22 protein-coding genes are annotated in these 22,859 nt (G+C 71.2%); 7 read left to right on the forward strand and 15 right to left on the reverse strand.

Translation table 11 applies throughout. The features are described from left to right. Positions 1 to 122: 122 nt before the first annotated feature. Complete coding sequence (locus ACFY29_RS14315) at positions 123 to 1,412, reverse strand: adenylosuccinate synthase (RefSeq protein WP_355600920.1); 1,290 nt, start codon at positions 1,410 to 1,412, stop codon at positions 123 to 125. Between the two features lie 124 nt (positions 1,413 to 1,536). Between ACFY29_RS14315 and ACFY29_RS14320 the strand changes: the two genes are divergently transcribed. Beyond that, entirely contained in the window at positions 1,537 to 2,592 is a 1,056-nt protein-coding gene (locus ACFY29_RS14320; protein WP_386985970.1) for a hypothetical protein, read from the forward strand. Between the two features lie 564 nt (positions 2,593 to 3,156). After that, entirely contained in the window at positions 3,157 to 5,088 is a 1,932-nt protein-coding gene (locus ACFY29_RS14325) for a chromosome partitioning protein (RefSeq protein ID WP_386986771.1), read from the forward strand. 51 nt (positions 5,089 to 5,139) lie between these two features. On the opposite strand, the gene ACFY29_RS14330 is transcribed toward ACFY29_RS14325, so the two are convergent. Beyond that, complete coding sequence (locus tag ACFY29_RS14330; protein ID WP_328422307.1) at positions 5,140 to 5,568, reverse strand: DUF3151 domain-containing protein; 429 nt, start codon at positions 5,566 to 5,568, stop codon at positions 5,140 to 5,142. 249 nt (positions 5,569 to 5,817) lie between these two features. Here ACFY29_RS14330 and ACFY29_RS14335 point away from each other — a divergent pair, with 249 nt between their 5' ends. Continuing rightward, positions 5,818 to 7,017 (forward strand): LOG family protein, encoded by a 1,200-nt coding sequence (locus ACFY29_RS14335; protein ID WP_386985972.1) that lies wholly within the window; start codon positions 5,818 to 5,820, stop codon positions 7,015 to 7,017. A gap of 53 nt (positions 7,018 to 7,070) precedes the next feature. On the opposite strand, the gene fbaA is transcribed toward ACFY29_RS14335, so the two are convergent. Continuing rightward, positions 7,071 to 8,096 carry a class II fructose-bisphosphate aldolase gene (gene fbaA / locus ACFY29_RS14340; RefSeq protein WP_386985974.1) on the reverse strand — a complete coding sequence of 342 codons (1,026 nt, stop codon included), beginning with the start codon at positions 8,094 to 8,096 and terminating at the stop codon, positions 7,071 to 7,073. Positions 8,097 to 8,239: 143 nt separating this feature from the next. Continuing rightward, positions 8,240 to 8,623 carry a phage holin family protein gene (locus ACFY29_RS14345; RefSeq protein ID WP_386986774.1) on the reverse strand — a complete coding sequence of 128 codons (384 nt, stop codon included), beginning with the start codon at positions 8,621 to 8,623 and terminating at the stop codon, positions 8,240 to 8,242. Between the two features lie 124 nt (positions 8,624 to 8,747). On the opposite strand from ACFY29_RS14345, the gene ACFY29_RS14350 reads away from it, so the two are divergent. Beyond that, positions 8,748 to 8,960 (forward strand): hypothetical protein, encoded by a 213-nt coding sequence (locus tag ACFY29_RS14350; protein ID WP_328422301.1) that lies wholly within the window; start codon positions 8,748 to 8,750, stop codon positions 8,958 to 8,960. A 17-nt stretch (positions 8,961 to 8,977) separates the two neighbouring features. Here ACFY29_RS14350 and ACFY29_RS14355 read toward each other — a convergent pair whose 3' ends face one another. Both ACFY29_RS14355 and ACFY29_RS14360 read right to left on the reverse strand, forming a co-directional pair. Beyond that, positions 8,978 to 10,036, reverse strand: coding sequence for an LCP family protein (locus tag ACFY29_RS14355; protein ID WP_386985977.1), 1,059 nt, complete (start codon positions 10,034 to 10,036; stop codon positions 8,978 to 8,980). After that, positions 10,033 to 10,518, reverse strand: coding sequence for a SigE family RNA polymerase sigma factor (locus ACFY29_RS14360; RefSeq protein ID WP_386985979.1), 486 nt, complete (start codon positions 10,516 to 10,518; stop codon positions 10,033 to 10,035). The genes ACFY29_RS14355 and ACFY29_RS14360 overlap by 4 nt, the downstream gene beginning before the upstream one ends. A 177-nt stretch (positions 10,519 to 10,695) precedes the next feature. Here ACFY29_RS14360 and ACFY29_RS14365 point away from each other — a divergent pair, with 177 nt between their 5' ends. Then, entirely contained in the window at positions 10,696 to 12,261 is a 1,566-nt protein-coding gene (locus tag ACFY29_RS14365) for an LPXTG cell wall anchor domain-containing protein (RefSeq protein WP_386985981.1), read from the forward strand. A gap of 130 nt (positions 12,262 to 12,391) precedes the next feature. Further along, a complete protein-coding gene (locus ACFY29_RS14370; protein ID WP_386985983.1) occupies positions 12,392 to 13,213 on the forward strand; it encodes a DedA family protein in 822 nt (273 codons plus the stop codon). A gap of 169 nt (positions 13,214 to 13,382) precedes the next feature. Here ACFY29_RS14370 and ACFY29_RS14375 read toward each other — a convergent pair whose 3' ends face one another. The 9 genes from ACFY29_RS14375 to ACFY29_RS14415 all read right to left on the reverse strand — a co-directional run bounded on the left by ACFY29_RS14375 (position 13,383) and on the right by ACFY29_RS14415 (position 21,580). After that, positions 13,383 to 13,760 carry a helix-turn-helix transcriptional regulator gene (locus tag ACFY29_RS14375; RefSeq protein WP_007454255.1) on the reverse strand — a complete coding sequence of 126 codons (378 nt, stop codon included), beginning with the start codon at positions 13,758 to 13,760 and terminating at the stop codon, positions 13,383 to 13,385. Between the two features lie 57 nt (positions 13,761 to 13,817). Further along, positions 13,818 to 14,357: an orotate phosphoribosyltransferase gene (gene pyrE / locus ACFY29_RS14380; RefSeq protein ID WP_328422292.1), complete on the reverse strand. Its 540-nt coding sequence runs from the start codon at positions 14,355 to 14,357 to the stop codon at positions 13,818 to 13,820. Positions 14,358 to 14,526: 169 nt separating this feature from the next. Continuing rightward, positions 14,527 to 15,336 (reverse strand): SDR family NAD(P)-dependent oxidoreductase, encoded by an 810-nt coding sequence (locus ACFY29_RS14385; RefSeq protein WP_386985986.1) that lies wholly within the window; start codon positions 15,334 to 15,336, stop codon positions 14,527 to 14,529. A gap of 10 nt (positions 15,337 to 15,346) precedes the next feature. After that, positions 15,347 to 16,012 (reverse strand): hypothetical protein, encoded by a 666-nt coding sequence (locus ACFY29_RS14390; protein ID WP_386985988.1) that lies wholly within the window; start codon positions 16,010 to 16,012, stop codon positions 15,347 to 15,349. 71 nt (positions 16,013 to 16,083) lie between these two features. Then, a complete protein-coding gene (locus ACFY29_RS14395) occupies positions 16,084 to 16,908 on the reverse strand; it encodes a hypothetical protein (protein ID WP_386985990.1) in 825 nt (274 codons plus the stop codon). 92 nt (positions 16,909 to 17,000) lie between these two features. Beyond that, positions 17,001 to 17,621 carry a DUF4178 domain-containing protein gene (locus ACFY29_RS14400; RefSeq protein ID WP_386985992.1) on the reverse strand — a complete coding sequence of 207 codons (621 nt, stop codon included), beginning with the start codon at positions 17,619 to 17,621 and terminating at the stop codon, positions 17,001 to 17,003. 142 nt (positions 17,622 to 17,763) lie between these two features. Beyond that, the gene (locus ACFY29_RS14405) at positions 17,764 to 18,144 is read right to left on the reverse strand and encodes a hypothetical protein (RefSeq protein ID WP_386985994.1); all 381 of its coding nucleotides are present in this window, start codon (positions 18,142 to 18,144) and stop codon (positions 17,764 to 17,766) included. A 104-nt stretch (positions 18,145 to 18,248) separates the two neighbouring features. Beyond that, a complete protein-coding gene (gene clpB, locus ACFY29_RS14410; RefSeq protein ID WP_328422281.1) occupies positions 18,249 to 20,840 on the reverse strand; it encodes an ATP-dependent chaperone ClpB in 2,592 nt (863 codons plus the stop codon). Positions 20,841 to 20,926: 86 nt separating this feature from the next. Next, entirely contained in the window at positions 20,927 to 21,580 is a 654-nt protein-coding gene (locus ACFY29_RS14415; protein ID WP_386985996.1) for a TetR/AcrR family transcriptional regulator, read from the reverse strand. A gap of 85 nt (positions 21,581 to 21,665) precedes the next feature. On the opposite strand from ACFY29_RS14415, the gene ACFY29_RS14420 reads away from it, so the two are divergent. Beyond that, on the forward strand, positions 21,666 to 22,802 hold the full coding sequence (locus ACFY29_RS14420) for an epoxide hydrolase family protein (RefSeq protein WP_386985998.1): 1,137 nt from the start codon (positions 21,666 to 21,668) through the stop codon (positions 22,800 to 22,802). Positions 22,803 to 22,859 lie beyond the last annotated feature (57 nt).

A 22,859-nucleotide genomic window follows, 5' to 3' on the forward strand; every position in this document is an offset into this window, starting at 1 on the left:
CACCACCCTGTGGACAACCGTGCCACGACAAAGTTGATCAAGAGGTTTGCGTCAATTTCGAGCGGGATCCTGACGCAAACCTCTTGATCACCGGGGCGACGGCGGTGAGGCCAACCCCTGGGTTAGGGGAGGAGGGGGTGGAGGAGGACGTTTTCGTCGCGGCCGGGGCCTACGCCTACGACGCTCACCTTGGTGTTGCAGAGTTCCTCTACGCGGGCGATGTAGCGGCGGGCGTTCTCCGGCAGCTCGTCAGCGGTGCGGGCCTTGGTGATGTCCTCCCACCAGCCGTCGAGCTCCTCGTAGACAGGCTTGGCGTGGTGGAAGTCGGTCTGGCTCATCGGCATGTCGTCGACCCGCTCGCCGTTGATCTCGTAGCCGACACAGATCGGCACCTTGGGCAGCCCGGTGAGCACGTCCAGCTTGGTGATGACCAGGTCAGTGACGCCGTTGAGGCGGCAGGCGTACCGGGCGACGACCGCGTCGAACCACCCGCACCGGCGCTCCCGCCCGGTCGTGGTGCCGTACTCCGCGCCGATCTTGCGCAGGTGATCGCCGTTGGCGTCGAACAGCTCGGTCGGGAACGGGCCCGCGCCGACCCGCGTGGTGTACGCCTTGCTCACCGCGATCACCTTGCTGATCGCGGTCGGCGGGATGCCGGCGCCCACGCAGGCGCCGCCGGCCGTCGGGTTGGACGAGGTCACGAAGGGGTACGTGCCGTGGTCCATGTCCAGCATGGTGGCCTGGGCACCCTCCAGCAGCACCGTCTCGTCCCGGTCCAGGGCGTCCCACAGCATCGCCCGGGTCTCCGCGATGTACGGCTTGAGCCGCTCCGCGTACTCCAGGTACTCCTCGACGGTCGCCTCAAGGTCGATCGCCTTGCGGTTGTAGACCTTGAACAGGATCTGGTTCTTCTCGCGCAGTGCGAGTTCCAGCTTCTTGCGCAGGATGCCCGGGTCGAGCAGGTCCTGGAGCCGGATGCCGATCCGGGCGACCTTGTCGCCGTACGCCGGGCCGATGCCCCGGCCGGTGGTGCCGATCCGGGACGAGCCGAGGTAGCGCTCGATCACCCGGTCCAGGGCCCGGTGGTGCGGCATGATCAGGTGCGCGTCACCGGAGATCCGCAGCCGGGACACGTCGACACCACGCTCGGCCAGGCCGTCGATCTCGGCGAGCAGCACCTTCGGATCGACCACCACACCGTTGCCGATGACGATCATCGCGTTGGGCGAGAGCGCGCCGGATGGCATCAGGTGGAGCGCGTACTTCTGGCCGTCCGGGGTGATCACCGTGTGGCCCGCGTTGTTGCCACCGGAGTAGCGCACGACGTAGTCGACCCGCTCACCCAGCAGGTCGGTAACCTTGCCCTTGCCCTCGTCGCCCCACTGAGCGCCGATGAGCACGATCGCTGGCATCTTTTCCGCCTCCAGAAGGCTCGGGTGCCAGGTGGCGACCGGTTGGCGAGCCCGGGGTGTCAGGTTAACAAGTAGTGACGGCGTGGCCGGCAGCGGTCGCGGCGAGAGGCAGGAGGCTCCTTCCGTGTACGACGTGGTGCTGCTCACCCTCGGTTCGGAGCGGGACGCTCCCGGGGGCTGCGGCAGCGGCGGGGCCTGCTGCGGCGGCGCGACCGAAGCTGACCCGGCGACAGGGGCCGACACCGGCACGACCGGGGGCACCGGTCCCGGCGAAAGCACACAGGGCGACGCCGACCGGTGCGTCACCGAGCGACCCCGCGTACCGGTGCTGGCCTGCGCCGACGCGCTGAACGCCCGAGGCGCGCGGGTGCAGACGGTCACCGCCCGCTCGGACGCGGAGATCGACGAGGTGTTGGCGGGGCTCGACGGCCCGCCCCGCCCGGACGGCCTCACCTGGCCGGACCCGGACGGCAAGACCCGACTGGTCGTCGCCACGGCGAGCGACGCGCAGTTGCGCGCCGTGCTGCGCCGGCTGGTCCGGCGGTACGCACCAGCGCCGAGCCGCCGACCGGCGGACCTGCCCGGTGACCGGACCCTGCCCGACCTGCCGCCGGTGGCCGTACTCCCGCTCGACCCGGCGCGTGGTGGCACCCACCGGGACCTGGCCGCGCAGCTCGGGCTGCCCCGCGACCCGGCGGCGGTGGCCGCCGCGGTGCTGGACGGCACGCCACGCCGGCTGGACCTGCTGCGTAACGACGGCGGCTCGGTGACCCTGGACGGGGCCCTGCTCGGTGCCGCCGACGACGCCGGTCGGCCGCTGCACTGGCGGGCCCGCGTGGAGGTGGACGACGCGATTCTCACCAACGGCGACGAACCGCTGCTGGCCTGCGCGATCGGCAACGCCGGCGGGTACGCGACGCTCGACGACGTGACGCTCCTGGCCGCGCCGGATCCGGCCGACGGCCAGGTCGAGGTCGCGGTGGCCGTGCCGGTGGTCGTCCGCTCGGCGTTGGGCAGGAAACGGGTACGCCTGGAGGTGCGGCGGGCTCGCGGGCGGGCCGTGTCGGTGCTGCCCAGGGAGGGAAAGGTGCCCTACCTCGACGACGGCGTCGAGGGCGAGCTGACCCGGAAGCGGTCCTGGTGGGTCGAGCCGGGCGCCTGGGCGGTCTGGTCGATCTGACCCCGGCTGCGCCGGCCGGCCCTCCTCGGCCGGTGGGCCTATCCTCGCAGGAGGACTGGGGAGGCCGTAATGGACGAGAAAGCCGACCGGGCGCAGGTGCCCGGCCAGCAGCCGGTGCCGGAGCGGGACATCGAACCACTCTGGCCACCTGATCCAGCCGACTCCGGCGCGGGCAACGTGGCACCGCCATGGGCCTCGGTCGCCAACCAGCGGGGTACCCCGTCGTCGGCCGCGGAATCGTCGACCGTGCTGCCGCCGGTGGCCGCACCGTCGACGGGTGGTCCGCCGGTCCCCTGGCAATCCCCGGCCCCGGCCGCGACCCCGCCGTCGCCGTCCGACTACCCGTCGCTCACCGGCGCCGTGCCGCCGCCCGGCGGCTGGGGAGTCACCGGCCCGTCCGGCACCGCGCCGGGCTGGGCCCCGCCGCAGCCAAGTTGGACGCCGCCGGCCGACCCGCCGACACCCGACGCTCCCGGCCCGACGGCCGGCGACACCTCGCCCTCGCCGTCGACCACCGATGCCCTGCCCGGCCCGCCGGCTACCAGCCCCGCCTCGAACGGCGCAGTGGTCGGCACCGCCGGCCCGGCGGCCGGTTCAGCGTCCGAGCCCGCGAGCAGCACCACCGAGACCCCGGGCGGCACCGCAACGCCGGGCAGCACCGCAACGCCGGGCAGCACCGCAACGCCGGGCAGCACCGCAACGCCGGGCAGCCCGGCGGGCACCGCCTCCGCGCCGATGAACAGCGCGCCCGAGGCGGCGAGTACCGCGTCCGGGGCGGCCGGCGCCGCGCCGTGGGCAGCCGCACCGGCGGCTGGGGTGGCAGCGACGCAGGCCGGTGATCCTCCAGCCGTCCCGGCCCCGCCGATCGTGCCGGGCGGCGTCGACCTGGACCAGCCGTTCTCCCTGGACCGCCCGGCGGCAACCGCCGTGCCCGTCGAGAGCAGGACGCCTGCCGACCCCGCGACCGCCGACCCCGCGACCGCCGACCCCGCGGCGGCCGGTCCGGCGGCGACCTCGGATGGCGGCACCGGCACCGGGGAGGATGGACCCTCCGTGGCTCCGGCGCGGCCGACCACCGAATCGCCCTGGGCGCTTCCGCCGCAGCGGCCGGCCGGCGCGTCCGGACCGGCCCACGACGAGGCCGCCAACGCGTTGCCGCCGATCCCCGCTCCGCCCGGTCCGCAGCAATCGAATCCCGGCGGACCTGCCGCCCCGCAGGCCGGCCCCGGAAAGACGTACCCCGGGCAGACCTACTCCGGGCAGACGTACTCGGGGCAGACGTACGCCGCTGGGGTTCCCGGCCAGGCCGGACCGGCGCCGATCCCGCCACCACCGGACGTGACCCAGTTCGGCGGTCCGCCGCAGAGCAACCCGGCGCCGCAGCAGGGTGCGCCGGTGGCCCCGCCGCCGGGGCCGTTCCCGCCGTCACCGGGCTGGTACCCGCCGCCCTGGCAGCAGGGCACGCCCGGGGCCACGCCGGGGCCGCCGCAGCAGTACCAGGAGGCCGAGGGGGTGACCCGGGTGCCGTCCACCGGCTATCCGGACGCCACCTGGACGCCGGAGACCACCGCGGCACCGACCGCCGAGGATTTCGCCCGGCGTCGGCAGGTACGGCCCGCCGACCCGGTGGCCACCATGGGTGTGCGCGCGGTGGTCAACAAGATGGGGCTGCTTCGACTCGCTCCCGGGCGGCAGGAGCAGGAGCTCAAGCGGGACATCGAGATGGTGCGCCGCAACTTCGGCGGGCTGCGGCAGGTGACCGTGGTCAACCCGAAGGGCGGTGCCGGCAAGACGGTGGCCATCCTGCTGCTCGCGATGACGTTCGGCCAGAAGCGCGGTGGCTACGTGCTGGCCTGGGACAACAACGAGACCCAGGGCACCCTCGGGATGCGTGCCCAGCAGGACTTCCACTCGCGCACGGTGCGGGACATGCTGCGTGACCTCGGTCAGTTCCAGGGCGCGCACGGTCGGGTCGGTGACCTGTCGCAGTACGTCCGCTCGCAGGGCGAGGGGATGTTCGACGTGCTCGCCTCGGACGAGTCGGCCACCGGCGGCGAGATGCTCACGGCGGCAGCGTTCGCCGAGATCCGTGAGGTGGTCAGCCGGTTCTATAAGTTGATCTTCGTGGACACCGGCAACAACGTCCGCGCGCAGAACTGGCAGGCCTCGATGGATGCCACCGACCAACTGGTCGTCACCATGTCGGCCCGGAACGACTCGGCGGAGACCGCCGCGCGGATGCTCGACCATCTGGAGCAGAGCGGCCGGCAACGGCTGGTCCGGCAGGCGGTGACGGTGGTGTCGATGCCGCCGTCGCGCAAGGAGATCGACCTGCCGGCCATCCAGGAGCACTTCGCCGCCCGGACCCGGGCGGTGCTGCTGGCCCCGTACGAGCGGCTCATCGACAGCGGCGAGCCGATCCGGTACGGCGGGCTCTCCTCGGCCACCCGCGACGCCTGGCTGAAGATCGCCGCTGCGGTCGCCGAGGGGTTGTAACCCCCCGACGGCCGGCCCGGGCGTGACCCGGACCGGCCGTCGGGACGAGTGTCAGTTGCTGGCCAGCGCGTCCGCCGCCGCCGGGTCGCAGTCGCGAAGGAACTGGGCGCAGCGAGCCGCCTCGTCGGCCTCGCCGATCTCGTCCGCGGCCCGGGAGAGCACGTACAGGCAGCGGAGGAAGCCCCGGTTCGGCTCGTGCGACCACGGCACGGGGCCGTGGCCCTTCCAGCCGCTGCGGCGCAACTGGTCCAGGCCACGGTGGTAGCCGGTGCGCGCGTAGGCGTACGCCGTCACCACCTGGCCCTGCGCGAACGCCCGCGCCGCGAGCTCCGCCCAGGCCGCACTGTAGGTCGGGAAGCGGGCCGCCACCTCGGCGTACGCCTCATCGGTGCCGACCGCCTCGGCGCCGGCCAGGGCGGCGTCAGCCTCGTCGTTCACGGGGAGGAGCGTGGCCGGTGGCTCTGGCAAAAGGTTCTGCATCGCCCCATTCAACCCGCTGGGTGGGGTGGCACGCGAGCGGGTCGGCCAACGCGTTCGGCTGAACGGCTGAGGAGTTGGTCACGCCTGCGGCCTATGCCGCCGCCAGGTGTTTTCCACTACAACTAATGGTCCGGAGCCTCCCCAGGACCCGGTTAAGCAGGAGCCCGGTGGCCACGACCACCGGGCTCCTGTCGTTTCCGCCTCCGGCCCGGGGTTTGGCCGCCCCCGCCGGAGGGGCAGGATGGCCCGGTGCCGACCCCACCTCCCGCGGACGTCATCGAGCCGCACCTGCACGCCAACGAGATCCAGACCCGCGACGAGCTCGACCAGCGCCTGGCCACCGGCCGCCTGACCGGGCTGACCGTGCAGGGGCTCCGCCTCGACCTCGCCCCGGCCCCCGACCTGACCGGCGTCGAGGTCACCGGCACCCTCTTCGTCGGCTGCCGGTTCGCCTCCCGGGAGGTCGGCGCCGACCTGGTCCGGCGCGGCGCGAACGTGGTGCCCCCGTTCTCCGGGCTGCCCTACCCGACCCAGCCGACGCACCTCTACACCCCGGAGGAGCTGGCCGCTGGGTTCGCCGAGGGCGGGTTCACCGGGATGTACGACACCCGGGTGTACGAGCACTACCGGGCGCACGGCGGCGCGCTACCGGACGTCAAGGAGGCGCTCGGTCAGCGACTGCACGACCACGGCGTGGACAACGCGCTGGCCGACGCCACCCGTGCCTGGCTGGCCGGGCACGGGCCGCAGTCGGTGGTGGGAATCATGGGCGGGCACGCGGTGCGGCGCGGCAGCCCGGCGTACCGGATGGCGGCCGTGCTGGGTTGGGAGCTGGCGCGGGCCGACCGGCTGGTGGTGACCGGCGGCGGCCCCGGGGTGATGGAGGCGGCGAACCTCGGCGCCTACCTGGCGGACCAGCCGGCGGCGGAGTTGACCGCGGCGATCGATCTGCTGGCCACCGCGCCCGATTTCACCGACCACCACCGGTACACCGCCACGGCGCTGGAGATCCGGCAGCGGTACGCGGGCGTGCCCCGGCAGCGCGGCGCCGACGCGGGTTGGGCGCGGGCCGGCGGGCTGGCCATCCCGACCTGGCTGTACGGGCACGAGCCGGCGAACCTGTTCGCGGGGCGGATCGCCAAGTACTTCTCGAACGCGATCCGGGAGGACACCATCCTGCGGCTCGCCCGGGGTGGCATCGTGTTCGCTCCGGGACGGGCGGGCACGGTGCAGGAGGTGTTCCAGGCCGCCACCAAGACCTACTACGGCACCGACGGGGCGAGCGGGGCGTACATCTTCCTGGACCGCGCGTACTGGACCCAGGAGCTGCCGGTGGAGGCATTGTTGCGTCCGCTGTTGGCCGCCTCCCCGTTCGGCGACCTGTCGTCGACGATCCACCTGACCGACGACGTGCGTGAGGCCGTCCGCCTGCTCACCGCGCCGGCCTGACGAAACGACGACGGCCGGCCCCCGAGGGGAGCCGGCCGTCGGTGGGAACGTCGTTACTTGGACATCTTGGTGCCGGTGGAGCGCAGGTGCTCGCACGCCTCGACGACCCGGGTGGCCAGGCCGGCCTCGGCGGCCTTGCCCCAGGTACGCGGGTCATACTGCTTCTTGTTGCCGACCTCGCCGTCGATCTTCAGCACGCCGTCGTAGTTGCGCAGCATGTGGTCGGCGACGGGCCGGGTGAAGGCGTACTGGGTGTCGGTGTCGATGTTCATCTTCACCACGCCGTAGTCCAGCGCCTCGCGGATCTCGCTCAGCAGGGAGCCCGAGCCGCCGTGGAAGACCAGGCTGAGCGGCTTGTCCTTGCCGTACTTCGCGCCGACCGCGTCCTGGATCTGCTTGAGGATCTCCGGGCGGAGCTTGACGTTGCCCGGCTTGTAGACGCCGTGCACGTTGCCGAAGGTCAGCGCCGCCATGTAGCGGCCCTTCTCGCCGAGGCCGAGCGCCTCAACCATGGCCAGGCCGTCCTCGACGGTGGTGTAGAGCTTGTCGTTGATGGCGTTCTCGACGCCGTCCTCCTCGCCACCGACGACGCCGACCTCGATCTCAAGGACGATCTTGCCCTTGGCGGCCTCGTCGAGGAGCTGGGAGGCGATCCGCAGGTTCTCCGCCACCGGCACGGCCGAGCCGTCCCACATGTGCGACTGGAACAGCGGCTGCTCGCCGCGCTTCACCCGCTCCTGCGAGATGCCCATCAGCGGCCGGACGAAGCCGTCCAGCTTGTCCTTCGGGCAGTGGTCGGTGTGCAGCGCGATGTTGACCGGGTACTTCTTGGCCACCTCGTGCGCGTACGCGGCGAACGCCACCGCGCCGGTGACCATGTCCTTGATCGAGGGGCCGGACAGGTACTCGGCGCCACCGGTGGAGACCTGGATGATGCCGTCGCTCTCCGCGTCGGCGAAGCCCTTGAGCGCCGCGTTCAGCGTCTGGGAGGAGGTCACGTTGATCGCGGGGTACGCGTACCGGCCAGCCTTGGCGCGGTCCAGCATCTCCGCGTAAGCCTCGGGGGAAGCGATGGGCATGTCGAACGCTCCTTACTTACCACTCTCGGCCGTGCTGGCCGCTGTTGTTCATTTGTGCGCCGGACCGCGCTGTCCTCCGCCCGGAAGTATCCCGTAGGTGAGGTGCGCCGGAACAACCGACCCGGGTTCCGGCCGGGATCCGCTCACCGGTTGTCCAGGTTGTCGGGCACGATGACGCTGATCAGCCAGGTGACCACAGTCATCACGATCGCTCCCCAGAACGCCGCCCAGAAACCGTCCACCTGGAACGGCAGGTCCAGCCCGCGGGCGATCCGGTCGGTGAGCAGGAAGAGCAGCGCGTTGACCACCAGCGCGAACAGGCCCAGGGTCAGCAGATAGAAGACGCAGCCGACCACCTTGATGATCGGCTTGAGCACCGCGTTGATCACGCCGAAGATCAGCGCCACCACGATCAGCGTGAGCACGGTGGTGCCACCCGAGCGGCCGTGCACGTCGACCCCGGGCACGATCAGCGTGGTGATCCACAACGCGACCGCCGTGATCGCCAGCCGGATGAGGAAGCCCACCGCCCCATCCTGGCACCGGGTCGTGTCGCCCAGGGGAGATTCCGCCGACTCGGCTTCCAGGCGCGGCACCGGCACACCCCGTACGGTGGGTGGGAACCGTGCACCGAGCCCCCCGGGAGGGACGATGGGTCAGCCCGATGAGGACTTCACCCCCGGCGATCACCTCGACGCGGACGAACGCGACCCCGAGGCGGAGCCGGCCGACGCGGTCGAGCAGGCCGCAGTGGTCGGCCCGGACGACACCGACGCCGAGCCGCACCGCGGCCTGGAGGTCGGCGACTGGGACGCCATGGAGCAGGCCCGGGTGGTCAGCGGAGACGAGGACGACTACCGCTGACGCCACACCGGCGAGCTTCAGCGGTCGACCCGCTCCGGGTGGCGGGCCGCCCAGTCGCCGAGCCGATCCTCACGGAGCGCGGTCAGGAACTCCGGGGCGAGCTTCGGATCGGCGATCAGGTGATAAGGCGGCCCGGCGGGCTCCGTGACCGGCAGGCTGAGCCCGATCGGTTCGACCGATCGCAGCGTGGGCACGAGCCGCATCAAGTCCAGCACCGCGGCTCGGTCGGGTAACACCAGGAGCTCCGGGCCGACGGTTCCCAACAGCGTGGAGAGTCGTACGGGGTTGGTGAGCACGCCCTGGTCGGTGGCCTGTCGGACCAGCCCGGCGGCGAAGAGCCGGGCGTTACGGTCCCGGTCCAGGCTGCCCTCGGGTAGCCCACGCCGCTGGCGAAGCAGGTCGACCGACGCGGCACCGTCGAGACGCTGACAGCCGGCCGGAAAGATCCGCCGGGTGTGGACGGAGCGCACCTGCTGGGGCAGACAGACCGGCACGCCCTCTACCGCTTCGGTGAGCTTGCGCAGCCCGGGGTAGGTCAGCACCACGCCGGCATCCACGTGGACCCCGGTCAGCTCGGCGACCGTACGTCGAGTCAGCTCGTAGCCCTTGGACATGTCCGGCTGGGTGAACCCGGCACCGAACGCGAACGCGGCGTTCAGCTTGTCGGTCCCGTGGCCGGGGATCGGCACCCCCAGGTCACGCGGCAACGAGACCAGGTACGGGCGGCTCTGGTCGGACGGAATGTGCACCAACAGCACCGAATCTGCTCGCGATACCTCCCGCCCGTCGCCGTCGATGCCGAGCAGCAGGATGTTCAGCGCACCCGTCACCACCGGCCGGCTCGATTCGCCGAGCAGGTCGGCGGTTGGCGGCGGCCCGGAGCGCTCCGGGGTGAACAGGGGCACCCCGATCCCCAGTACGCCGAGCAGGGCCAGCGCTGTACCACCGGTCTGCCACCGTCGACGGCGCCGCCGCCGGCCGTTCGCCAGCCGGTCGATCGTGGCCCGCAGCGGGCCGGTCGGCGGGGTCAGCGGCTCGTGCCGGGCGAAGGCGGCACGCAGGTCGTCCTCGATCATGAACAGGCCTCCACGTACTCGGCCCGAAGCGTGGCCAGGGCCCGGGAGATGGACGAACGTACGGTCCCGACGGCGCAGCCGAGGATGTCGGCGATCTCGGCGTCGGGCAGGTCCTCGTAGTAGCGCAGCACCAGGGTGGCCCGCTGCCGGCGCGGCAACCGGGACAGCCAGGACCAGATCTGGTCCCGGTCCACGGCGGACTGGGCATGGTCGGCGGGCTCCGGCACCGCCTCGTCGGGTTCCCCGCGCAGCAGCACCCGGCGCATCCACGAGCCACGCCGCCAGTCGACGTACTGGTTGGTGAGCATCCGGCGCACGTAGCGCTCGGGTGAGTTCGCCCGGGCGACCCGTCGCCAGTTGAGCTGGACCCGGACCATCGTCTCCTGCACCAGATCCTGCGCCTGATGCGGATCGCCGGTGAGCATCACCGCGTACCGCAACAGCGGGGCAAGTCGCGTGTCCGCGAACTCCTCGTACGTCACTGCACCTCCCGGGCTCCTGCTCAGATGACGGGAGCGGACGGCCCGAACATTGCGGTGATGCTGTTCAGCCTTTCGGCTGGTCCTCCCGGATGAGCGGCGATCGGGGCGGCGGCCAACCTGTGGGTTTCCTTAAGATCCGCAGGCTGCACCTGAATCCCCCTCTGGAGGAACCCCTTCATGCTCACCCACTCCACCCGGCGCTGGCTCGCCGGACTGGGCGTAGCAGGCGCGTTCGTCGCCGCCTCCGCCAGCCCGGCCGTCGCCGCTGAGGCCCCTTTCGAGATCTCAACGCACGACCTGCTCGTCGCACCCGGCCACCTGGACTACGGCTGGTTCTACGCTACGCACACCGACAGCGAGGCGGAGCCGAAGTTCGGTCGCACCTCCGTGGACATCGACCTCTCCGCGGTCGCGGACTTCGCCACTCTGGAGCCGGCGTGGGGCTGGACGTGCGACGTATCGCCGACCAAGCTGCACTGCGAAACCGACATCGAAGATGGCAACTCGCCCTATTTCGACTACATGGTCACGGGTAAGGACGACGCGAAGCCAGGGCAGAAGGGTCCCCTGGCGATCAGCATCACCTCCGGCGGCAAGACGGCCAAGGCGACGGCCGACATCACCATCGCCGAAGGCGTTGACCTGGTGAGCGACCCGACCGTCGAGACCAGCGGCGCTCCGGGTGGCAGCGCGGGCCTGCCGGGCGTGGTACGCAACGCTGGTGAGACCACCGTCGATGGCACCGTCCTGGTCGTGCAGGCCGAATACCTCGCCGCCTACGGCGGGGACTTCTCAAACTGCAAGTCGGACGAGTGGGGCATGACCGCCTTCTGCGCGTTCGACACGAAGATCGAGCCGGGCAAGTCGTACAAGCTCTCCGGGGACCTGCCCATCAAGGTGGCCCCGGAGGCACGTACGGGCGCCAAGTTCCCGGTCTATCTGGACTGGTGGACCACGGACGACTGGAACCTGGCGTTCAAGGACTGGTTCCTGGACGACGTCAAGCCCGGCAAGGGCAAGGAGCTTCGTCTCGTCGCGCAGTCGATGCAGGCGGCGCGGGTGCCGCAGACCGACCTGGACAAGCAGAACAGCACCACCGTCGGGACCCTCCGGGTGACCGGCGACAACCCGGCGGACCTGGCCACCAAGGGTGCCACCGCGAGCGGCAAGAAGGGCGACGTGGTCACCGTCGCGCCGAGCTTCACCAACCTGGGCCCGGCTGTACTCGAATACCAGGGCCAGGGCACGCCGGGCATCCGGCTCCAGGACCTGCCGGTCCGGGTGTCTGTCCCGGTTGACACGACGGTGATCGAGGCCCCTGGGGACTGCGTGCCGTTCGAGCCGGGCAAGGAGTGGGACCCGTGGAACGCAGGTTGGGGTGAGCCGGGTGCCAAGGAGTACGCCTGCCAGGTCACCGAAAGCCCGAAGGGCATGAACAACCCGTACGAGTTCCAGCTCCGCATCGACAAGGTGACACAGGATGCGAGCGGCAGCATCGTCACCAAGCTGGTCGGCGACCCGAACAGCAAGAACGACACTGCGAAGATCGTCATCAACCCGACCTCCGCGGGCGGCGGTAACGGCGGTGGCGGTAACGGCGGTGGCGACAACGGTGACGGCGGCGGCCTTCCGGTCACCGGTGAGTCCACCGGCCTGATCGCCGGTATCGGCGCGCTGCTGCTCGCCGCCGGCGTCGGCGGCTACCTGGTGGCCAAGCGCCGCCGGACCCGCTTCGTCGCCTGATCCACCCCGCACCACCGGTGCCCCGCCGACCATCCGGTCGGCGGGGCACCGTCGTTGTGGCACGCAGGATTCGCCGTCGGGTGGTGGGGGCGGTCCGGCGCATTACGAGGCCCAGCCTTCGGTACCCTTTGTGGCCGTGGACACAGCTGAGAAGACCCGCGCGCTCGTGGAGAGCGTCGCCCTGAACCCGCTCGATCCCAAGGAGCTGTTGCAGACCTTCGGGCTGATCGGCGTATGGGTGATTCTCTTCGCCGAGACCGGCCTGCTGGTGGGCTTCTTCTTCCCCGGCGACTCGCTGCTGTTCCTGGCCGGGGTGGCCTCGTCGCCGGTCGCGGATGCCATCTTCGGCGACGGCACCCGACTCTCCCTGGCCGGGCTGCTGATCGGTGGGCCGATCTGCGCGATCGTCGGCGCCCAGCTGGGGCACTGGCTCGGCGCGCGGTACGGCCGGCGGATGTTCGAGCGGCCGAACTCCCGGCTCTTCAAGAAGGAGTACGTGGAGAAGGCGGAGTACTACTTCCAGAAGTTCGGCCCGGCGAAGGCCGTGGTGCTGGCGCGCTTCATCCCGATCGTCCGGACCTTCCTCAACCCGGTCGCCGGCGCTCTGGGCATGCCGGCGCGGAAGTTCCTGCTCTGGAACATCGTCGGCGCGGTGCTCTGGGTGGACGGCATCCTGCTGATCGGCTACCTGCTGGCCGAGCAGATCTACCAGGCCATCGGCGACAAGATCGACCACTACATCCTGCCGGTGGTGGCCCTGATCATCGTGATCTCGGTGCTGCCGATCTTCTTCGAGTTCCTCCGCGACCGTCGGGCCCGCAAGCGCGGCGAGGCGGTCGCTGTGGTCGCGACGGCCAGCGCCGTTGGCGCGGTGGAAGCGGTCCGCGAGACGTTCGACCACGACGAGCACCCGCACGACCGTCGGCGTCCGGAGCACGGCCAGGAGCGCTGACCCGAGGTACGACGACGGCCGGCCCCCTGGTGAGGGGGTCGGCCGTCGGCATGTCGGTCCCGGCCTCCGGCGGTGCGGCCGAGGACGAGCAGGTGTCACTCACCGATGGCGCCACCCCTGGCTCGCCACCGGACACCATCCCGGCGCGGGACGGTGTGCAGTGCCTACTTCAGCGGGCCTTCTTGGTGGCCCGCTTACGCGGCGGGGTCAGCAGGTCGGCGATCGTCGCGATCGCACTCGGGACCAGCCGGTAGTACGCCCAGACACCGCGCTTCTCCCGCTCCAGCAAGCCGGCCTCGGTGAGGATACGCAGGTGGTGACTGACCGTCGGCTGAGAGAGGCCGAGCGGCGCCGTCAGGTCACAGACGCACGCCTCGCCCTCTGGGGCCGACTGGATCAGGCTGAGCAGCCGCAACCGGGCGGGATCGGCAAGGGCCTTGAGGACCCCCGCGAGACGCTCGGCATCGGCACGTTCGATCGGCTCGCCGGCAAGCGGCGAGATCTGAGGCATAGTCATTTCGGCCAACGCAGTTCCCACGTATTCCATCCTTCCACCAGCAGCATCGATCCGCCTGCATATCAGCAGATCCGAATCGGCAAACTTTTACGCCACAAGGCCGAGGTCAGCCAACGTATAGGCCGCCCGGTACGGCAATCCGGCGGCTCGCACCGCGTCGCCGGCGCCTCGATCAACAATAACCGCCACACCCACGACTTCGGCTCCGGCCTCACGAAGCGCCTCGACCGCCGTCAACACACTTCCACCCGTCGTGGACGTATCCTCCACCGCCAACACGCGACGGCCGGCCACTTCCGGTCCCTCGATCCGCCGCTGTAGACCGTGGGCCTTGCCCGCCTTGCGCACCACAAAGGCGTCCAGTGCCCGACCGGTTGGAGCGGCGGCGTGCATCATCGAGAGCGCGACGGGGTCCGCGCCCAGGGTGAGCCCGCCGACGGCGTCGAACTCCCAATCGGCGGTGAGGTCAAGCAACACCCGACCGACCAACGGGGCGGCCTGGTGATGGAGCGTTACACGCCGCAGATCGACGTACCAGTCTGCCTCGCGCCCCGAGGAGAGCACGACCCGTCCGTGGACCACAGCCAGGTCGGTAATGAATTTACGCAGGTCGTCGTGGTCCCCCATGGCGATAGAGATTACTGCGCAAGTCTGAACGCCGTATGTGGGGTCCACCCTGATCAGCCCGCCGGGGGACCGACGGTTGGCGATGTTCGACTACGCTCAGCGACCGTGCCAGTTGCGGCGCGCCAACCTCCCGGCGACAGCGCCCGCGGACCGGCCGGCCCGTGGAGGCTCAGCTCTCGTCGCGACCAATCCGGCCACGGGTGTCCCGGGCGACCGCCTGGAGCAGCCGGCGCGGCGCGAGGCGCAGACCGGCGACGGCCACTTTGTACTTCCACGCTGGGATGCTGACCAACTTGCCTTTGCCCAGGTCACGCAAGGCTTCGTCGACCACATCCTCGGCCCGCAGCCACATCCACTCCGGCGTCTTCGACATGTTGATGCCGGCACGCTCGTGGAACTCGGTGCGGGTGTAGCCAGGGCAGAGGGCCATCACCCGGACGCCGAACGGGCGCGTCGACTGGCCGACGGACTCGCTGAAATTGGTGACCCACGCCTTGCTGGCCGAGTAGGTCGACCCGGGCATCACCGTGCCGAATCCGGCAACCGAAGAGACATTTATCACTGCCCCATCCCGCCGCTCGGTCATCGGGCGAAGCGCCGCCAGGGTCAGCCGCATGACCGCGTGGACGTTGAGCCGCAGCAGGCGTGCCTCGTCCTCGGCGGAGGAGCGCAGGAACGGCTTGTTCAGGCTGATCCCGGCGTTGTTGACGAGCAGGTGCACCGGACTTCCGTCGGTGAGGCGCCGTTCCACGGTCGCGCAGCCGTCGTCCGTGGACAGGTCCGCCGAAATCGTCTCCACCTCACGGCCATACCGCGAGCCCAACTCGGCAGCCAACTCGGTCAGCCGGCCCGCGTCCCGGGCGACCAGCACCAGGTGCCAACCGTCGGCGGCCAATCGGCGGGTGAACGCCGCGCCGATGCCGGCGGTGGCGCCGGTGATCAGGGCCCGTCGCTCAGCGGTCGTCGGGTCGAGCGTCACGGGCGGGTCCTCACCTGGGCGGGTACGGGGGCGTGGGCGGCACCGGCAGCGGCTGGTGCGGGGCGGGTGGGAACCGGGGTGGAACGGTCGGCGCGGTCGGCGTCGTCGGGCGGTGCCGACGGAACCAGGCGTTCGCCGCTGGCAGGGTCAGCAGCGTAGCTACCACAAGGTAACCGAGGCACTGTCCGACCGAAAGCCCCGCGTTCAACGGGATCCACCACGACGGGTACGCGTCACCGATCAGGCCCAGTAGCTCGGCGGTCGCCCGCTCGCCGTCGCCCAACCGCAGTGGTGCGGCCCGTTCACCGATGACCACCGCCACGCTGCAACAGCCGGCGAGCAGACCGAGCCCGCAGACCACCCAGGTGGCCACCCGGACGCCGGAGCGACCGGCCAGCAGCCCGAGGGCCAGGCCGGCGAGCACCGGCGCGGAGAGCGCGGCCACCACCGCCGACAGTGCCGCGGAGGCCCGCAGCAGGGTCACCACGTCGTCGATCTGCTGCGCGCTCGCCGAGGTGTCCCGGGCGGCGGAGCGGAAGGCGTCGACCGTCCGGCCCAGCACCGCCAGGTCGACGACGGTGTACGCGAGTGCGGCGACCGCCATCACCAGCAGCACAGCCGTTGCCAGCAGGACCACGGCGGGCCGGCGGACCGGTGCCGATTCCGGGTACGACACGACGAATCCCTCCGGTAGGCGTCGGGTTGCAACCTATCGGAGGGATCGTCGGTGTCGTGGCTATCGAGCGGTCAACTCGTCGACGGCGGGTTCTGTCCGGGGCGGTCGGTCGGCGGCGTGTCGTCCGGCCGGTCCGTGCCGGCCGTGCCCGTCGAGGGCGGCGGCGGGTAGCCCGGCTGATCCGACCCGGGCGCCTGACCCGGCGTCGACGGGTAACCCGGCGTCGACGGATAGCCCGGCTCGGCGGGGGCCTGCGGGTAGCCGGGCTGACCCGGCGCCTGCGGGTAGCCCGGGTAGCTGGCGCCCGGAGTCGGCGGCTCCCAGCCCACGGCGGGCTTGCGGAAGAACTCGTTGGCCTTCGGCAGCGCCAGCAGGATCAGCGCCGCGAGCAGTGCGAGCAGGCTGATCACGCCGAGCAGGATGCTGACCGGGGTGAGCCAGGAGGGCAGGGCCTCGTCCAGCCGACGCTGGATCTCCTCGGCGCTCGGCATGTCACCGCTGGTGTCCCCACCGGTGGTGAGGCTGCCGGCCGCGCCGCTGAGCAGGCTGCCACCCACGCAGCAGACCATGATGCCGCCGACGATCCAGGTGGTGATCCGGGCGCCGTTGCGACCCTGGTTGTTGAACAGGGCCAGCACGCCTAGCACGACCGCGAGCAGGAGCAGCAGGATGCTGCTGCCGAGACCGATGGCGTAGAAGACATCCGCCACCTGGTCGGCGCCCTCGGCGGTACTGCCCTCGTACGCCTCACGGAGCGCGTCACGGGTCTTGCCGGCGGTGGCGAGGGTGAGGACAAGACTGATCACCTGGCACGCCAGGAACAGAAAAAGCAGGTAGCTGGAAATCGTCACGATGGATGGCCGCTGGCGGGCCGGCGTGCTCTGGGAATCGACCACGATTCTCCTTCCCTAGATCGCGCCCACACCGTATCGACAACCGGCCACTCTGGCATGCCGTGACGACCCCGGCGCGCCCGTCGGGGTCGCGCTCAGCGGTCGTCGGTAGCGGGCTGGATCGTCAGGTCGGCGGGGTCGAGCAGGTCGCCGCGGGCCACCCGCCAGCCCTCTTCGCCGTACGCCTCGAAGGAGAGCCGCGCGTCGCCGCCGGACTGGTAGTCGTGGTAGCGCATGGTCCCGGCCGGCAGCAGCCCGGTCTCTCCGATGGCGGTGTAGCGCGCCTGCCCGGTCTCGGCCCACGTGTAGCGCCGGCCGCCGAGGTCGATGGTCGGGGCGCCCGGGGTGACGGTCGCGCCAGGCTCGGCGGTCCAGAGCACCAACTCCAGGTCGGGGCCGTCCTCCACGGAGAGACGGTGCCGGGTGCCGGAGGCGTCGTCGAGCAGGTGCTGCACCCAACTCCAGTCCCCCTCGACCAGGCGGATCGTGCCGCTCACGGCGTACTCCTGGTCGTGGATCCGCACGCGGTCGCCCGGGGCCAGGCGGTGCGGGCCGCCGCGCGGCGACTCCGCCACCCGGCCGCGCTCGGGCCGTCTGCGGGGTGGCACACCGCCGGGCCGGGCCGTCGCCCGCCGACGGGCCCGCACGACGATCACGATCACGCCCACCGCGAGTACGACCACCGCCGCCACCAGGTACATCACCGGTGCGTCCACCCGACCACCTCCCCAGGTACGTCGGCGCAGACGGTAACAACCCTCGGCACCCGGGAGGCTCGTGCTGTGGCCGATAGCTCAACGCGCGGTGGGCCGTCGGCGGTCGGCAGGGCCGATCGGGTAGCTCCGATCGGCGAACGGATCATGCTGCGGCGAGTCGTTGGGTGGCGTAGTCGCCGAGGGTGGTGCGACCCATCACGCAGCCGACGAAGGTGGTGAACTCGGTCGGGTCGTCCCGCAGCGACGTCCAGGTTGCCCGGGCCGTCGACGAGTCGATCCGCTCCAGCAGCGTGGCCGCGTACGCCCTACCGGCGGGTGAGCCCTCGGCCAGCAGCCGGTCGAGCTGCCGTCGTACCTCCTCGGGGTGGTCGTCGAGAGCGGCCCCGACCCGCTGGTAAGCCTCGGTCACGGGCAGCAATGTGCCCGCGATGCCAACCCCGCCAAAGGCGAGCGTGTCGGCCCCCACCAACTCGTCAACGGCGGCGTCCAGTTCCCGTTCCCATTTCTTCCCGATCCCGAACATGACCCCATCCTTTCCCCGCCCGCACCCACCTCACCCTGTTGATCAAGAGGTTTGCGTCATGAGAAGACATCTCGATGACGCAAACCTCTTGATCACCGCGCTGGTCAGGCGGGGGTTACCGTGAGGGTGTTCGTGGGGGTGGTCAGGTCGACCTTTACCGTGTCGCCGTCGCGGATGGTGCCCGACAGGAGGGCCTTGGCCAGTTGGTCGCCGATCGCCGTCTGGACCAGGCGGCGTAGCGGGCGGGCGCCGTAGATCGGGTCGTAGCCGTGCTCGGCGAGCCACTGACGCGCGGACTCGGTGATGTCCAGGGCCAGTCGGCGGTCGGCCAGGCGCCGCCGCATCCGGTCCAACTGGATGTCCACGATGGAGCGCAGATCGTCCCCGCGCAGCGCGGCGAACACCACGATGTCGTCCAACCGGTTGAGGAACTCCGGCTTGAAGTGCGAGCGGACGACCGCGAGGACCCCCTCCCGACGCTGCTCCTCGCCCAGCGTCAGATCGCCGATCACCGACGACCCGAGGTTGGAGGTGAGGATCAGGATCGCGTTGCGGAAGTCCACCGTGCGGCCCTGACCGTCGGTGAGCCGACCGTCGTCGAGCACCTGGAGCAGCACGTCGAAGACGTCCGGGTGGGCCTTCTCCACCTCGTCCAGCAGCACCACCGAGTACGGCCGGCGGCGCACCGCCTCGGTGAGCTGGCCACCCTCCTCGTAGCCGATGTAGCCGGGCGGGGCACCGACGAGGCGGGCCACGGAGTGCTTCTCGCCGTACTCGCTCATGTCGATGCGGACCATCGCCCGCTCGTCGTCGAAGAGGAACTCGGCGAGCGCCTTGGCCAGCTCCGTCTTGCCGACCCCGGTCGGGCCGAGGAAGAGGAAGCTGCCGGTCGGACGGTCCGGGTCGGCGACACCGGCCCGGGCCCGGCGCACCGCGTCGGAGACCGCACCCACCGCCTCGACCTGGCCGACCACCCGGCCGCCCAACGACTCCTCCATCCGGAGCAGCTTCGCCGTCTCGCCCTCCAGCAGCCGGCCGGCCGGGATGCCGGTCCAGGAGGCGACCACCGCGGCGATGTCGTCCGCGCCGACCTCCTCCTTGAGCATCGCGCCGTCGGCCTGGAGCTGGGCCAGCTCCTCCTCGGCCTGCTTCAGCTCGACCTTGAGCGCGGGGATCCGGCCGTAGCGCAGCTCGGCGGCACGCTCCAACTCCCCGTCGCGCTCGGCCCGCTCGGCCTCGCCACCCAGGCGCTCCAGCTCCTCCTTGGCGGTGGAGAGCTTGGTGATGTGGCTCTTCTCCGTCTGCCAGCGCTCGGAGAGCACGGTGAGCTGCTCGCGCTTGTCGGCCAACTCCTGGCGCAGCCGCACCAACCGCTCGGCGGAGGCGGCGTCCGGCTCCTTGGCCAGCGCCATCTCCTCGATCTCCAGCCGGCGGACCGCCCGCTCGATCTCGTCCACCTCGACCGGCCGGGAGTCGATCTCCATCCGGAGCCGGGACGCGGACTCGTCGACCAGGTCGATCGCCTTGTCCGGCAGGAACCGGTCGGTGATGTAGCGGTTCGACAGCGACGCGGCGGCGACCAGTGCGGCGTCGGTGATCCGGACGCCGTGGTGCACCTCGTAGCGCTCCTTGAGCCCGCGCAGGATGCCGATGGTGTCCTCGATGGTCGGCTCGCCGACCAGCACCGGCTGGAAGCGGCGCTCCAGGGCCGGGTCCTTCTCGATGTGCTCGCGGTACTCGTCCAGCGTGGTGGCACCAACCATGCGCAGCTCACCGCGGGCGAGCATCGGCTTGAGCATGTTGCCGGCGTCCATCGAGCCCTCGCCCTTGCCGGCACCGACCACGGTGTGCAGCTCGTCGAGGAACGTGATGACCTGCCCGTTGGAGTTCTTGATCTCCTCCAGCACGGACTTCAGCCGCTCCTCGAACTGACCGCGGTACTGCGCGCCGGCGACCATCGCGCCGAGGTCCAACGAGATCAGCTTCTTGTCACGCAGCGACTCGGGCACGTCACCGGCCACGATCCGCTGGGCCAGGCCCTCGACGATCGCGGTCTTGCCGACGCCGGGCTCGCCGATCAGCACCGGGTTGTTCTTGGTACGCCGGGAGAGCACCTGGATGACGCGGCGGATCTCCGAGTCCCGGCCGATCACCGGGTCGATCTTGCCGTCCCGGGCGCTGGCGGTGAGGTCGACGCCGTACTTGGTCAATGCCTGGTAGGTCTGCTCCGGGTCGGCGGTGGTGACCCGCCGGTCCCCACCCCGGACGGTCGGGAACGCGGCGACCAGGGCCTCCTCGGTGGCGCCGGCTGACTTCAGCGCGCCGGACACCGCACCGCCCACCCGGGCCAGGCCGGCCAGCAGGTGCTCGGTGGAGGTGTACTCGTCGCCCAGCGGCCGGGCGATCTGCTCGGCGGCCCCGATGGCGTTGACGAACTCCCGGGCCAGGGTGGGCTCGGCGATGCTGGAACCCCGCGCGGCGGGCAGGCCGTCGACCGCACGCTGGGCCGCCCGGCGCAGCTCGGCGGGGTCGGCCCCGACGGCGCGCAGCAGGCCGGCGGCGGTCGAGCCGTCGGTGTCCAGCAGGGACAGCAGTAGGTGCCACGGCTCCACGGTGGCGTGGCCGCGCTGGTTGGCCAGTGCGACGGCACCCGTGATGGTCTCGCGGCTCTTGGTGGTGAGGCGTTCGGTGTTCATGGGCTCCCCCGGATCGGCGTTGTCCAATGGTTTGGACACAACCAGAGTTGAGCGTATTCCACTCAACCTTAGCGCTGTGACGCCCATCACTCCTGGCGGCGCCACCGCCAGGCGAACTCCCCGGCTGCCGGGGGCGGGCCGGGCAGCGGATCCGTGTCCGGCATCGTCGACAAGCCGGCAAGCAGCACCGCCAGCTGGCGTTGGCGCAACTGCCCGGTCCGCTCCGGATCGGGTACGCGCACCGCGGCGCACGCCTCCAGCACCAGCCCCAGGTCCTGCACGACCACGTCCGGGCGCAGCCGCCCGCTGGCTTGAGCCCGCTCGAACAACGCCGTGGCCAGCTCGTTGGCGCGCATCGCGGCCCGACCCATCTCCTCGGTCGGAGTGAAGGTGCCGGCGAGGTGGACGGTGAGCGAGTGCACGTCGGCGTCGACCACCCGGGCCATGAAGCCGGCGAACGCGGCCCAGTCGTCCGGCTCGGCGAGGGCCGCCTCGGCCACCGCGATGTACCGGCGAAGCCCGTCGTGGCAGAGCTGGCGCAGCAGGTCCTCCTTGCCCGCGTACCGCCGGTAGAGGGCGCTGATGCCGACGCCGGCGCGTTCGGCGACGGCGGCGATCGGGGCCTTGGGGTCCTCGAGGAAGACCGCGCGGGCGGCTTCGAGGATCACCTCGTCGTTGCGCGCGGCCTGGGCACGGCGACCGGCCAGCGGCACGTCGGTCTTTCCGGGGGGAGTCGGCATGACTCCAGACTAACAGTGGAACGGATCATTCCGGTCTGCTACTCTGATTGCAGAACGAAACATTCCGTTCCGAAGGAGTTCCGAGATGACCGGCACCGCGATCCGCCCGTTCCGCGTCGAGATCCCGCAGACCGCCGTCGACGACCTGGCTGACCGACTGGGCCGCACGATCTGGCCCGCCGACCTCCCCGGCGCAGGCGACGCGTACGGGATGAGCAACGACCGGGTCCGCGCCCTCGCCGACCGGTGGCGCGACGGGTTCGACTGGCGGGCCGTCGAGGCCCAACTGAACGCCCACCCGCAGTTCGTCACCGAGATCGACGGCGAGCAGATCCACTTCCTGCACGTCCGGTCGTCCCGCCCGGACGCCACCCCGCTGGTGCTCACCCACGGCTGGCCCGGCTCGGTGCTGGAGTACCTGGACGTGATCGCCCCGCTCACCGAGCCGACCACACCGGACGCGCCGGCCTTCCACCTGGTCATCCCGTCGCTGCCCGGCTTCGGATTCTCCGGCCCGACCCGCAGCGCCGGCTGGAACCGGTACCGCACCGCCCGCGCCTGGGCCGAGCTGATGAACCGACTGGGGTACGACCGCTACGGCGCCATCGGCAACGACGCCGGCTCGATGATCGCGCCCGAGTTGGGCCGAACCGATTCGGAGCACGTGCTCGGCGTGCACGTCACCCAGCTCTTCTCGTTCCCCTCGGGCGACCCGGCCGAGTTCGCCGGGCTCTCCGAGGCCGACCAGGCGGCGCTTGAGCACCTCCAGTGGTTCTACGAGAACAAGTTCTCCTTCAACCAGGTGCACAGCCAGCAGCCGCAGACCCTGGCGTTCGGGTTGGCCGACTCGCCGGTCGGGCTGCTGGCCTGGAACGCCCAACTCTTCGACGAGAGCCTGGAGGCCGACTTCATCCTGGCCAACGTGGCGGTCTACTGGTTCACCGGCACGGCCGCCTCGGCGGTCCGGTTCTACTGGGAGGACGCGCACGCCGGCCAGCCGCCGACCGACCCGACCACCGTGCCGACCGCGCTGGCCATGTTCCCCGGCGACTTCCAGTCCATCCGCCGCTTCGCCGACCGGGACCACGCGAACATCGTCCGGTGGACGGCGTACGAGACGGACGTCGACGGCCGCGGGGACGTCGGCGGCCACTACGCCGCCCACCAGGCCACCGATGTGCTGGTCGCTGATATCCGCGAGTTCTTCGCCAGCCTTCGCTGACCAGTCGCGCCCGGTGCCCGCTCCGCTCCGCCGGGGCGGGCACCGGCGCCTGTCGAG

Source organism: Micromonospora sp. NPDC000668 (genome assembly GCF_042897975.1).
In the GTDB taxonomy this organism is placed as follows: domain Bacteria; phylum Actinomycetota; class Actinomycetes; order Mycobacteriales; family Micromonosporaceae; genus Micromonospora.